Origin of the sequence: Paenibacillus sp. PCH8, from assembly GCF_002968835.1 — a bacterium.
Lineage (GTDB): Bacteria > Bacillota > Bacilli > Paenibacillales > Paenibacillaceae > Paenibacillus.
The window spans coordinates 462,390-474,854 of sequence record NZ_PKQK01000002.1 but is presented as its reverse complement, the minus strand read 5'-3'; the positions used below and the strand labels follow the sequence as shown (position 1 = coordinate 474,854).

Genomic DNA, 12,465 nt, shown 5'->3' with positions numbered 1-12,465 from the left:
CATGAAGTCACAGATTCCTCCTGCATACAATGAGAATTATTATCATTATATTAAATGACAAAGAAGAAGCTAGTCAACCATGAGGTTGAACTAACTTCTTCTTTGTCGGTGGTTAGTTGTCTGGAATGATTGCCTTCATGACATCTTGCATTTTTTTCTCATAAGCGAGTGGACCATTCGTGATCCAGACATCACCACGGACTTCATAGACATGACCTTGTTTAACCGCCGGGATCGTCTTCCACAACTTGCTTTCTTTAAGCTCCGTAGCCTGTTCTTCTCGTCCTTCATCGACAGCGAGGAAAATATAGTCCGCATCGATCTGTGGAATAGTTTCCATAGAGATGGTTTGGATATCGTTATCCTCTCCCCATGCCAATTTGCGCACAATCGGGGCGGGTTCCAATCCAAAGTCGCCATATAATGCTGTACCTACCTGACCTCCAGGACCGCCATATAATCGAAGTTCTTTACTGGCATGAATGCGAATCATCGCTGCTGTTTTGCCTTTAGCGGCAACCTGTAATTGCTCTTTGGCAAGTTTCGTTTCTGCTTCGCGCTTCTGGATTACGTCTTGCGCTTGTTCTGTCTTTCCGAGCAGATCAGCTACAATAAGCAGGTTCTTTTTCCAGTTCTCCGGATATTGAATCTCACTGCCTGTAAATACATAAGTGGGAGCGATTTTAGACAATTTCTCATATGTGTCTCCCTCTGCCCAGCCTTGGAAACCCAGAATAATGAGATCTGGCTGTGCCGCCATAATTGCTTCAAAGTTAAATGCAGCTGTGTCGAGCTTCGGTACATCTTTTAAATAGTCCTCAAGATAGGTCTGGTAATAACTTCCACTTGAGTACTGCATGATTGGTGTAACACCAAGTGCACTCATCTCGTCTTCGACGAATAATCCAAGAACGCGCTGAGGCTTGGCGGGTACTTCAATTTTACCGAGGATATGCTCCACAGTACGCGTCCCTGTAGATGTATTTTCAGAGGATGCCGGTGTTTGTTCTGTTTGTACCGCCCCAGTCTCCTTCTTCACCGGTCCACCCCCGCATGCGGTAAGTACGAAGATAAGCACTAAGATCATGCTAATTATAGAAAAGCCTTTTTTAGTCAATGTCATTCATCTGCCACTCCTTCTACTGATATCTATTCTCATTTGGGTGCTTTGCTTATCTTAAATAGCAGGACGGATTAATTCAATGGACTTTTGAGTGAAAATGATCATTTTTTGAATGATATCCTAAATGTACATTTAACAAGAACGGGTACGTTAATGAATTAAAAAAGGGCATTCCCTTTATTTTAATTTCAGTAAAATGGTACTATTAACCAATGATGGTTTTAAGTCAGGAAGCAATTGAATAACAATATGGAATTTTTCGTGGCTCTAGTAGTATCAGGAAAACTGAAATCAAAAAACAGCAACACATAAGCAGCAAGATGATAGCAAACATATTATCGATGAGAAAGTATAGGGAAATGATTTTAGATCAGTGGCGAGAGATACAATAATATGTTCTCGGAAAGGAATAGACATGCTGAAACCAAATGGGGACGTGCAAGCCGTTTTTATAGACAGAGATGGAACCATCGGTGGTACAGGTCATTTTATTCATCCTAGAGATTTCAGATTATACCCACATGCTCAAGAAGCCATTATGCGTTTGAAACGAGAAGGAATTATGGTACTGGCTTTTACGAATCAATACCGAATTTCACGTGGAGAAGCAAGTGTTCAAGATTTTGAAGAGCAATTTCGGGAGTACGGATTCGATCACTCCTATATATGTCCGCATGAGCAAGAATGCAGCTGCCGAAAGCCTAAACCCGGAATGTTATTACAGGCCTCAGAGGAACATGGTTTGGATTTATCCAAATGCATAGTCATTGGTGATGTAGGGGATACAGACATGCTTGCTGCCCATGCCGTAGGAGCGACCAAGATCATGGTGAGAACAGGCTGGGGGAATCTTCATTAACCAAATTCAGAGACAAATGGACGGAGACCGAACCTGATTATATCGCAGAAGATATTTGGGATGCCGTACAATGGATCATTCATGGAAGGGAATTCAGAAAATAAAGGCGGGTGTAGCTGGGATTATCCGAAATGAACAAGGGGAGATCCTCTTCGGTCGTAAACATAACGAGTCAACCTGGGGCTTGATTGCCGGAGCAATTGAGCTTGGTGAGACACCTGCGCAAGCAATGGTAAGAGAGGCACTGGAAGAGACGGGTCTAGTTGTTGAACCGGAGAAGATTATCGGAGTATACGGTGGTGAAGATAGACGTTTCACATACAGTAATGGTCATCAGGTGGAATATTTGACTATCGTATTTGAATGCAGGATCAAATTGGGGCAACTCAACCCCGATAATGAAGAGATGAAGGATCTACAGTTTTTCCCCGAGGATCAGCTTCCACCTATGGCAAACCAGTATCCAGAATATATTTTTAGTTTGAAGCAAGAAGAACGAGCTCATTTTGAAAGATAATTCAGCGTGTTGAGGAGAACCATATGTTAATCAATCCAACGATAGATGAGATAAATAATCTTTTCAAGGTGCATCATATCAACGAAGTGATCACTGAAATTCAAAGTTTGTCAGGTACTACTGCTGGACGTGTTTATCGGTTGAGTACGAATCTGAATAAGCACTATATTCTGAAATCGGATGAATCTGAGCAGATTCACATTGCCCAGCAGTTTCTGGATACGTATAATAATTCTTCGTTGTTGCCTAAAGTTTTGTTGACTGATCCGGATAACAGTTATTTTATTTATACCTAGTATGGAAGGCACGACCCATTTCAACCGTGGACAAAAAAGAGACTGGTTAACTCGTCTGGTGAAAGAGCTATTCAATACATATGTGCGTTCTTCAGATACGGAATCATGGGGCAGAATTGAGTTCCCACAAAGGACCTGGAAAGAATTCAATCAGCTTAGCATTCATGAGGCAAAGATGAATATCGGAAGTATTTTAACGATAGCTGATTATAATCTGGTCCAATCCAAAGTGGATCGCCTGTTTCATGAGCAAGATGAGAAGTTTCTTTTGCATGGCGATACGGGGGTCCATAATTTTGTGTTTGCTCAAAATAAACTGATTGGCGTCATTGACCCTTCTCCAATGGTTGGACCTGTCCTCTATGATTTCTTGTATGCTTTTAGCTCTTCGCCGGATGATATCAACACCGAAACATTATTTGCTACGTTCGAACTTTTAGAGCAAGTAGATATGGATAAACCCAGGTTGATAGAGGAAGCTCTGGTCCATCTATATTGCCGAATTGGGCTGAGTAACAAGCATCATCCGAATGATCTGCCTGAGTATTTGGAGACATGGAATGAATGGAAACGACTATGTCAGGAACTTTGAACTAGCAAAGTTTTAAAGCTATCGCAAATGCCTTAGTTCAGACTATACAAGACAGGAGAGATATCACAAGTTGGATAACAAAAATAGTATGAATAGTCCGAATGCTTGGACAACCTCAGACAAGCTCCATAGCGACTTACTTGCCAGTAAAGAACTTATCTATGACAAGTGTGGCTTTGATTGCTCTCAACCACATGAAGAAGCACAAAATGCTGAATATGGGGCATATGTGTTCACCTTAAATTCTCTCTCCATTCGGTTTCGTGTCGCCAAAACCACGCCAACCAAGATCGGACAATTTGTTACCCTCTGGCAGCGGAATGAGGATGGATCGACACAGCCATATGACGTATCAGATCCAGCAGATGTGTATGTCATTAGTACGCGCACAGGTAGCCACTTTGGTCAGTTTGTATTTCCGAAGCATGTATTGTTAGAGCGAGATATCGTATCGGATCCAGGCAAAGGTGGCAAGCGCGCCATACGTGTATACCCGCCTTGGGATAAGCCGACAAGTAAACAGGCTCAAAAAACGCAGCAGTGGCAGCTGGAATACTTCTTGGAAGTACCTTTTACTGAACCGTTGAACTGTGATCAGGCCCGGGTCCTTTATAGCAATATTCAAAAGTCAAAGAAACAATCCGATAATAGGTAATAGGATATTGGTGAGGTAAGAATATGAGATGATATTGAATTAGATATAATTAAGAGAAAGGTAAACTTCTGACCGACCTTTCCTGAAGTTTGAATAGAAACATACATAACATTTAGGAGGAATATTCATTGAAAGCATTATCGATCGTCAGTCTTATTGGGTTCGTACTCAATTTTTTGTTAATGGTCGTTTTTTTAGATGGTTCGCAAGATGGTGCGGAGGCAGCGGCAGGTTTGGGACTTATGGGTGTCCTCTATGGTCTGCTTTTCTCAATTCTAGCTCTAATCATATCTATTAAGAGAAAAAAGGCCCCTGTGAATGTTCATGAACAACTGCTTCAGCTAGGTGAATTAAAAGAAAAAAATATCATTTCAGAATATGAATTCGATCAAAAGAAAGAGAAGTTACTCTACAGATACAAGTAGCCCAGAGCTTACTGTGATAAGGTAAAGGCTATTCCATTTTCTACTCATACAAAAGAGCTGGATTTAGGCAAACAAAAAACAGGGCGTTCCCTTCAATGGGAATCTGCCCTGTTTTTGTTACAACTATATATTGTTACCCATCTCAATGGTGATGGTGCGCGTGAGCATCTGGTGCGTCGCCTTTGACCGTACATAGTACCGAGGTATCGTGCAGATGTTTTTCGGACTCCACTTGGAGCGTCACATGTTTGATTTCTTTATGTTCCAACATATGTTCAATCTTCTGAACCAGGATCTCGGATGCATAGACATCCATCGTTCCATCTACCACGATATGAGCGGTCAGCGCGTTCAGGTTACTGGTAATAGACCAGACATGCACATCATGTACGCCTTTGACACCATCGACTTGTTTGATGGTCTGCACCAGCTCATTCACATCCACATTGGCCGGAGTACCTTCCATCAAGATATGCAGGGATGATTTGGTGACATAGAAACCACTGCGTAACACAAGCGCCGCAACGATTACACTTGCGAGTGGATCGGCCCAGCCCCAGCCGAAGAACATCATGAGCAATGCCGCAGCAATGGCTCCAACCGACCCCAACATATCACTGATCACATGGAGATAGGCACCACGCATATTCAGATTATTCTCCGTATCGCTACCACGCATCATAATCCAAGCGACCAGAATATTCACGAGCAATCCAATTGTACTGATGATGAGCATACCCATGGTTGCTACTTCGGGTGGATTGATAAAACGACCAATGGCTTCGTAGAAGATGTAGAGCGCAATGGCGATCAAGGTAACCCCGTTTAAGGTAGCCGCCAAAATCTCAAATCTTCTGTATCCATACGTTTTGCCTGTATTCACCGCTTTTGTTCCGAAGGTGAATGCAAGCAAAGCAATACCGAGCGCAATGGAGTCAGAGAGCATATGACCTGCATCAGAGATGAGGGCCAGACTGTTGGTGATGAATCCGCCTAAGGCTTCCACGATCATATAAACGGTAATAATGATGAAGGAAAATAACAGTATCTTCTTGTTATTGGTGGTGTGGGCATGGTCGTGCCCCTGATTAGGACTGTGTTGATGTCCAGACATATAAATCCTCTCCTCTGGAGCTGGGCTCCGTTATGTAATATGATTTCAGGTGTGCCTACAAAAGCAAATGACTTTTGTAAAATGAATTTGTGTTTACATATGAACATATGAGCGATCGTTCATATGTTATGGTTTTATTATAGGTGTGTCTCATAATAGTGTCAACCAGATTCAAGTAAATATAAACATGACCGCGTTATTCCCGTACAAAGGATGCTGGCTAATGACTTTGTTTGTATGCTACCATCTGTGCAGGATATATATTTGAAGGGACGGACAACCATATATGAAACATCTGCTTCTGGCAGACGATGATGCCAATATTCGCGCACTCGTGCGCCATGTGATGACAAAAGAAGGATATCGGATACATGAAGCGCAGGACGGTGTGGAAGCGTCCAAAATAATACAGGAGACACCGATTGATCTGGCGATTCTCGATGTCATGATGCCGGGCATGGACGGATTGGAGTTATGTGAGTTCATTCGGCAGCATTATGATATTCCCATTATGTTACTGACAGCACGGGATCAGTTATCGGACAAGCGAGAAGGTTATCTGAGAGGTACGGATGAGTATGTGACGAAGCCGTTTGAACCCGAAGAACTGGTCTATCGGGTAAAGGCGTTATTCCGTCGGTACCATCGCACATCCAGTGATATCATCCGTATGAATCGCATCGTGATTGACCGCAACAATGTGGAGGTGTGCGATGGACATTCGATTCTCTTTTTACCAATGAAGGAATTCGAACTGTTATCACAGCTTGCCCAGTTTCCAGGACGTTTGTTCTCGCGGGACGAACTGATCCGTCTCGTCTGGGGAGCAGATTATGAAGGAGATGACCGTACTGTGGATGTACACATCAAGCGGCTTAGGGATCGGTTTGCGGAGTATGCGGACGATTTTGTTATACAGACGGTACGGGGGATTGGTTACAAGGTGGAGGTGAAAGCGCATTGAGAACCTTGTATGTCCGGGTATTCCTCATTACGGTTGCGGTGATTGTTGTCAGCGGTTTGCTGGGTTTCTTTTTATCCAACATTTATTATCATGCAAAGCTCAAAGATTTTAACGACGAGAAACTGGTGGGTATCGCCACCGAAATGAAGCAGTTTGTTGAACAGCAGCCGGACACGATGGACCGGTATCTGAACAACGCCGCAGCGCTTGGATACGAAATCTATGTAATAGATGGCAAAGGGAACGACCAGTTCTACGGCCGTGAATTTCGAGGGAAAAACTTGGACAAACAAGCCGTTGATCTGGTACTGCGTGGTGAGGTATACCATGGCGTCGCTGAATTTCCAAGCAAACCGTTCATTACCGGATTCTTTGATAATCAATTAAGCAACACGGTAGGTGTTCATTTGCAACTTGGAAGTGCGGGTTATGCAATGTTTATGCGCCCGGATGTTATCTTACAGTTCGGTGAGCTGCGGATTTTCTTTGCGCTGATTGGTGCATTTACTGTGGGCATTAGTATTCTGATCTTCTTAATCAGCACCCGCTATCTGGTCAATCCGATTGAACGTCTGTCCGAGGCGACCAAGCGAATTGCGCAAGGGAACTATAATCTGAAGTTGCCAACGTCGAGGCGTGATGAGATCGGACAGCTTGCCGAACATTTCATGACGATGAGTCGTGAATTGGAGCGGGTAGATCAGGCGCGGCAGCAGTTTGTATCTAACGTGTCCCATGAGATTCAATCCCCGCTGACCTCGATTCAGGGGTTTGCCCAATTGGTGGCAGATCGGGATTTGCCGGAGCAGGAACGAGAGCACTATGCATCCATTATTGAAGAAGAGAGTCGCCATCTCTCATTACTTAGCAAACAGCTGCTGCTTCTGTCTTCCCTGGAGCAGGGGCATGAGGATCTGATTCGGACCACATTTTCTCTGCGGGATCAATTCCGTCAAGTGGTTCAGGTGCTGCAATGGCAGTTGGAGGAAAAGGAACTGCTGCTCCGAATGTCGGTACCTGAAGCTATCCGGCTCGTTGGCAATGAAGTGCTTCTCATGCAAGTGTGGATGAATCTGCTGGGTAATGCGGTGAATCATCTTCCGCAGGGGAGAAGCATCGAGATTCGTGCCGAGCAGACGGATGCCAAGTGTGTTATTTATATACGAGATACAGGAGACGGGATTGCTGCGGAGCATCTACCGTTCCTGTTCGATCGATTCTATCGGGTGGACCGTGCGCGAGAACGTTCTTCTGGACGAACCGGGCTTGGACTTGCCATTGTGCAGAAAATTATCCGAATTCATGACGGTACAATCGAGGTTTCCAGTTCACCTGAGGGTACGGTCTTTACCGTGATACTTCCGCAGATGTAATCTGTTATTCATTTTCCGTTCATTTTCGCCTCTTATACTTGGGTTATCAAGAGGAGGTCAGAGCGTATGTACTTGGCTATACGGGAAATGAGATTTGCGAAAGGGCGGTACGCCTTAATTGCTACAATCATGGTACTGGTTTCGTTTCTGGTGCTGTTTGTTACAGGGCTTGCACAGGGGCTGGCGTATGACAACGCGGCTTCGATTAAAAATATGGCAGCATCCCACTTTGTACTGGAGCAGGATTCAAATCACCGGTTTACCCGGTCACAAGTGGGTCAGGAACAGCTTCATGAGGCACGTTCGGTGGTAGGTCAGGAGAATGCCGAGCCGCTCGGAGTCCAAATGACTACCATTAGTCCGGCAGGAGACACGAAGAAGGTTGATGTTGCGCTGTTTATGGTGAACCCAGACAGCTGGCTCGCGCCACAGGTTGTTGAAGGGTCGACGATCTCGGATGAATCGAGCGGACAAGTGGTGGTGGACCAGAAGCTGGCTAAATCCGGCGTGACGCTTGGAACGGTTCTGGTGGATCAAGCTTCGGGAACAGAGTGGACGGTCAGTGGATTTGTACAAAACGAGTCGTTCAGTCACGCTCCGGTTGTATTCTTGAATGAACAGGAATGGCTTGCACTCCAGGGAGGTTCACGAACTTCGCAAGGTGCAGAGGGCGCTGACGCACCCGCGTACAATGCCATCGCTCTAAAGAACATAGGAGATCAGGCAGACAGCCTGGGTGCTGCATTGCCGGGTACGGAAGTGATTACGAAATCCGATGTGGTATCGGCCATTCCTGGATATAAGGAAGAGCAGGGCTCACTGCTCATGATGATTGCTTTTCTGTATGTAATCTCGGCATTTGTACTTGCCGTATTCTTCTACGTTATTACGATTCAGAAAACGAGTCAGTTCGGTATCTTGAAAGCCATCGGAACGCGGAATGCTTATCTGGCAGGCAGTGTTTCGTTACAGGTATTGGTCCTGTCGGTTGGAAGTCTCGTGATTAGTGTTCTGCTGGTTCGGCTGTTTGAGTCGATTCTTCCAGCGTCGATGCCGTTTCAATTAGGCACGTCCACGCTCGCACTGACCTGCTTGTTATTCCTATTCACGTCTGTGGCGGGTTCGTTATTCTCGGTGTGGAAGGTTACCAAAATTGATGCACTTGATGCAATTGGGAGGACAGCAGCATGAGGAACCGACTGGTATTACAAGGCATTACACAGACCTTTGACGATGGCGGAAACAAACGAACGATTCTGGACAAATTGGACCTTGAGGTTGCCGAAGGAGAACTTGTGGCTGTGATGGGGCCTTCCGGCTCGGGTAAAAGTACATTCCTGTCCATTGCGGGCGCACTGCTTGAACCGACAGAGGGAGAGGTACTGGTGGATGGCACATCCATTATGGGCCAAAGTAAACAAGACATATCCGATATGCGGCTTCGACAGCTCGGCTTTATTTTTCAAAGTGCCAATCTCATTCCGTATCTGAAGGTAGAAGAGCAACTGATGGTGGTCGCGAAGCTCGCCGGAACGGACAAGATTAAGGCGGAGAAACGAGTGGATGAGTTACTGGAAACGGTAGGCTTGACCCAACGGCGGAAGGCATACGCTGAGAAGCTGTCTGGCGGGGAACGCCAACGTGTCGCCATTGCGCGGGCTTTGATGAATGATCCGGCTGTTCTGCTGGCGGATGAGCCGACAGCCAGTCTGGATGCGGAGCGCGGGCTGGATATCGTGGGCATGATTGCACGGCTCGTGAAGGAGCAGGGCAAGAGTGCAGTGATGGTTACACATGATGAGCGGATTTTGCCGCTCTGCAGCCGGGTTCTTTTTCTGGAAAAAGGAAAGCTGGTACATCATTAGAAGGGGCATGTTCTGAGAGTCTGGAGAGAACACTGATCCAAGGCTTAAAGGGCGCAGAGAGCGAAAGAAGAGGGTCACGTATTCCCAGTGGGGAGGTGGCCTTCTTTCTGTGTTTTCGACTATAATTGGAAGAATAGTGGAATTAGATAGAGAGGAACGGATGTGGATGAGCAGTTTGAATGCGGAATTATTTCCGGCGCTGAGTACGTCAATTCATTGGGGGATTATTGAGGCGGAGTTCAGATTGAACGAGATCGTGGATGAAACGCTGGTGAGCAATATTAGCATCATTCCGTTTGTCGGGGATCAATGTGTTGTTTTCCAACTGGAAAATGGAGACTGGGAGCTGCCTGGAGGGACGCTTGAAGCAGGTGAGCGGTATATGGATGGACTGAAGCGCGAACTGATGGAAGAGTTGGGGCGGAATTACGATCCTATCAGGATTTTTGGCCAATTTCACTGTACATCCAGTATGTTGGAACCCTATCGACCGCATATCCCGCATCCCCATTTTGTAAGAATCATCGGTTATGGTGATGTTAAACTTGTCGGTGATCCGCTAAATCCAGAAGATGGCGAGCAGGTGGTTGCTGTTGAAGTGGTAGAGATTGATGAAGCGATTCGAAGATTCCAGAAGCAGAACAGATATGACATTGCGGAGATGTACAAACTGGCTCATATGCTGCGAGAAGAAGCTAAACTTTGACTTGGGAGTGATATCTAATGCAGGAACTTTTTAAGAAGATCATCAATACAGAAGTCAAACCCGTATTTGCTAAACACGGCTATTCCAAGAAAAATCTGAATTTCTACAAAACGGATGGAAACCTCACATATAAGTTCAACATTCAAAGGGCAAAGTATAACACCAGTAGTCAAGTCCAGTTTTATGTTAATTGTGGTGTTCATTCTACCGAACTTGCGGAGTTGCATTCCGTTGGATTGAATGGAGACATATTGGAGTACGTATCTCATTTCACCTGCCGAATCAGAGAAATAGCTTCTTCCGCTCCGGCCCACTATACCTTAACGCCTGATATCGATCCAGATGCTTTATCGAAAGAACTGGTGTCACATTTGGAAGAGGGCATGTCATTCCTAAACTCGCTAACCGGGGCCAGAGATATAGTCCATTATTATATGGACAAGACAGCGCTACATTTAAGCGAAGTAACCTTTCGCTTCCTGCTAAAAGCCGGCAATACGGAAGAAGCCAACCATTATTTACAGCAACTGCATGCCAAATACGGAGCCGAAAAGCGCTGGACGATATTAGAAAAGAAATATGCAGCCGTTTTTGCTGAGTACGGATTGTGAGTTTATTCCAGACAAATAGCAAAAATGAAAGGGGATAACATATGAACGATACTCAATATAATTTAAATTTCGAGAAACTGTGTAGTGAATTAAAGCTTGGTGAATTGCTCAGTTCGCCCAAACCAATCTCAGGTGGACTTCTCCATCGAATGTACGCCATTGAAACGACGCAAGCTAATTATGCAGTTAAGGCATTGAATCCCCAGATCATGATAAGACCTACTGCTGTGCAAAATTATATTGATTCAGAAAGAATAGCAACCGTGGCAGCTGAACATATCCATGCTCAACCTGCAAAAAGGTTAATGGGAGCTTCCATGCATAACATTGATAATCAATTCTATTTCATATTTGATTGGATTGAGGGTCAACGTTTGGAACAAGATGAAGTTACTATCAATAACAGCTCTCTCATGGGAACGATCCTTGCAGATATCCATAAAACGGATTTTACACAACTAGAATTGGATCGTTCACAGGAGACTAATTCTAAAAAAATAGATTGGATGTTTTATCTGAACAAAGGAAAAAATGAGAATTCGGAATGGATTGAGATTTTGGATTCCAATATGGATAAGCTGTATGAGTGGAGCACGAAGGCTAAGAGTTCATCTTCTATGCTAGCCTCGGATAAAGTGATTAGTCACAGAGATCTGGAACCTAAGAATGTGATGTGGAGACAAGGCAAACCTATTGTTATAGATTGGGAATCGGCAGGTTATATTAATCCGATGCATGATCTGGTAGAAACAGCTGTGTATTGGTCAGTAGATAGCTCAGAAAATATCAACAAGGAAAAATTCTTGGCTTTTATAGGTGGATATAAGAAGCGAGTGGGCAGTCTAACAGCCAATTGGGAAGTGGTTCTGGATCATGGTTTTGCTGGAAAGTTGGACTGGCTCGAATATAGTCTTAAACGGTCACTGTGGATTGAATGTACGGATATAGAGGAACAATTAGTAGGAACAACACAAGTCATTTGGACTTTGGAGGCTTTAGAGCAATACGAAAACATGATCTCAGATATGAAGAACTGGTTGAATTCTTAATTCAGGAGAGATGCCCACATGGCAAACGATAAAGGAACACTCAAGACATGCGAACAAGGACATTCGTATTATAAAAAAAGTGATTGCCCAACCTGTCCGACGTGCGAAGCTGAACGTAACCCGACAGAAGGATTTTTAGCCTTGCTGTCAGCTCCCGCCAAACGTGCCTTGGTGAATGAAGGCATAATCACACTATTGCAACTTGCGGAGTACACGGAGAAAGAGATCCTGAAGCTGCACGGAATCGGGCCATCCGCCATACCTAAACTGCGAAACGCTTTGGAAGAAGAGAGATTATCTTTTCAGAAATAACCCT

The 12,465-nt window shown here is 44.7% G+C and carries 15 protein-coding genes and 1 pseudogene; 14 read left to right on the top strand and 2 right to left on the bottom strand.

What is annotated here, in order from left to right; genetic code table 11:
* Positions 1 to 112 precede the first annotated feature (112 nt).
* Complete coding sequence (locus tag C0Q44_RS14800; protein ID WP_105408064.1) at positions 113 to 1,123, bottom strand: ABC transporter substrate-binding protein; 1,011 nt, start codon at positions 1,121 to 1,123, stop codon at positions 113 to 115.
* Between the two features lie 415 nt (positions 1,124 to 1,538).
* Between C0Q44_RS14800 and C0Q44_RS14795 the strand changes: the two are divergent.
* From C0Q44_RS14795 to C0Q44_RS14775, 6 genes and pseudogenes are all read left to right on the top strand, one after another.
* Positions 1,539 to 2,086 (top strand): annotated as a pseudogene (locus C0Q44_RS14795) (HAD-IIIA family hydrolase).
* Positions 2,053 to 2,499, top strand: a complete 447-nt coding sequence (locus C0Q44_RS14790) for an NUDIX domain-containing protein (protein ID WP_105408063.1) — start codon at positions 2,053 to 2,055, stop codon at positions 2,497 to 2,499. Before C0Q44_RS14795 ends, C0Q44_RS14790 begins: the two are co-directional and overlap by 34 nt.
* Positions 2,500 to 2,522: 23 nt before the next feature.
* Positions 2,523 to 2,795 (top strand): hypothetical protein, encoded by a 273-nt coding sequence (locus tag C0Q44_RS31005; RefSeq protein ID WP_258166333.1) that lies wholly within the window; start codon positions 2,523 to 2,525, stop codon positions 2,793 to 2,795.
* Between the two features lies 1 nt (position 2,796).
* Complete coding sequence (locus C0Q44_RS14785; protein ID WP_258166332.1) at positions 2,797 to 3,387, top strand: aminoglycoside phosphotransferase family protein; 591 nt, start codon at positions 2,797 to 2,799, stop codon at positions 3,385 to 3,387.
* A 70-nt stretch (positions 3,388 to 3,457) separates the two neighbouring features.
* On the top strand, positions 3,458 to 4,042 hold the full coding sequence (locus C0Q44_RS14780; protein ID WP_105408062.1) for a MepB family protein: 585 nt from the start codon (positions 3,458 to 3,460) through the stop codon (positions 4,040 to 4,042).
* Between the two features lie 128 nt (positions 4,043 to 4,170).
* Positions 4,171 to 4,467: an SHOCT domain-containing protein gene (locus tag C0Q44_RS14775; RefSeq protein WP_105408061.1), complete on the top strand. Its 297-nt coding sequence runs from the start codon at positions 4,171 to 4,173 to the stop codon at positions 4,465 to 4,467.
* Between the two features lie 142 nt (positions 4,468 to 4,609).
* Here the strand turns inward: C0Q44_RS14775 and C0Q44_RS14770 are convergent, their stop codons facing one another.
* A complete protein-coding gene (locus C0Q44_RS14770) occupies positions 4,610 to 5,581 on the bottom strand; it encodes a cation diffusion facilitator family transporter (protein ID WP_105408060.1) in 972 nt (323 codons plus the stop codon).
* A 286-nt stretch (positions 5,582 to 5,867) separates the two neighbouring features.
* Here C0Q44_RS14770 and C0Q44_RS14765 point away from each other — a divergent pair, with 286 nt between their 5' ends.
* From C0Q44_RS14765 to C0Q44_RS14730, 8 genes are all read left to right on the top strand, one after another.
* Complete coding sequence (locus C0Q44_RS14765; protein ID WP_105408059.1) at positions 5,868 to 6,545, top strand: response regulator transcription factor; 678 nt, start codon at positions 5,868 to 5,870, stop codon at positions 6,543 to 6,545.
* On the top strand, positions 6,542 to 7,918 hold the full coding sequence (locus C0Q44_RS14760) for a sensor histidine kinase (protein WP_105408058.1): 1,377 nt from the start codon (positions 6,542 to 6,544) through the stop codon (positions 7,916 to 7,918). Before C0Q44_RS14765 ends, C0Q44_RS14760 begins: the two co-directional genes overlap by 4 nt.
* A gap of 66 nt (positions 7,919 to 7,984) precedes the next feature.
* Positions 7,985 to 9,109, top strand: coding sequence for an ABC transporter permease (locus tag C0Q44_RS14755; RefSeq protein ID WP_105408057.1), 1,125 nt, complete (start codon positions 7,985 to 7,987; stop codon positions 9,107 to 9,109).
* A complete protein-coding gene (locus C0Q44_RS14750) occupies positions 9,106 to 9,783 on the top strand; it encodes an ABC transporter ATP-binding protein (protein WP_105408056.1) in 678 nt (225 codons plus the stop codon). Before C0Q44_RS14755 ends, C0Q44_RS14750 begins: the two co-directional genes overlap by 4 nt.
* Before the next feature lie 166 nt (positions 9,784 to 9,949).
* Positions 9,950 to 10,489, top strand: a complete 540-nt coding sequence (locus C0Q44_RS14745) for an NUDIX hydrolase (protein ID WP_105408492.1) — start codon at positions 9,950 to 9,952, stop codon at positions 10,487 to 10,489.
* A gap of 17 nt (positions 10,490 to 10,506) precedes the next feature.
* On the top strand, positions 10,507 to 11,100 hold the full coding sequence (locus C0Q44_RS14740) for a DUF4304 domain-containing protein (protein ID WP_105408055.1): 594 nt from the start codon (positions 10,507 to 10,509) through the stop codon (positions 11,098 to 11,100).
* A gap of 41 nt (positions 11,101 to 11,141) precedes the next feature.
* Entirely contained in the window at positions 11,142 to 12,149 is a 1,008-nt protein-coding gene (locus C0Q44_RS14735; RefSeq protein WP_105408054.1) for a phosphotransferase, read from the top strand.
* A gap of 18 nt (positions 12,150 to 12,167) precedes the next feature.
* Positions 12,168 to 12,461 carry an RNA polymerase alpha subunit C-terminal domain-containing protein gene (locus C0Q44_RS14730; RefSeq protein WP_105408053.1) on the top strand — a complete coding sequence of 98 codons (294 nt, stop codon included), beginning with the start codon at positions 12,168 to 12,170 and terminating at the stop codon, positions 12,459 to 12,461.
* Positions 12,462 to 12,465 lie beyond the last annotated feature (4 nt).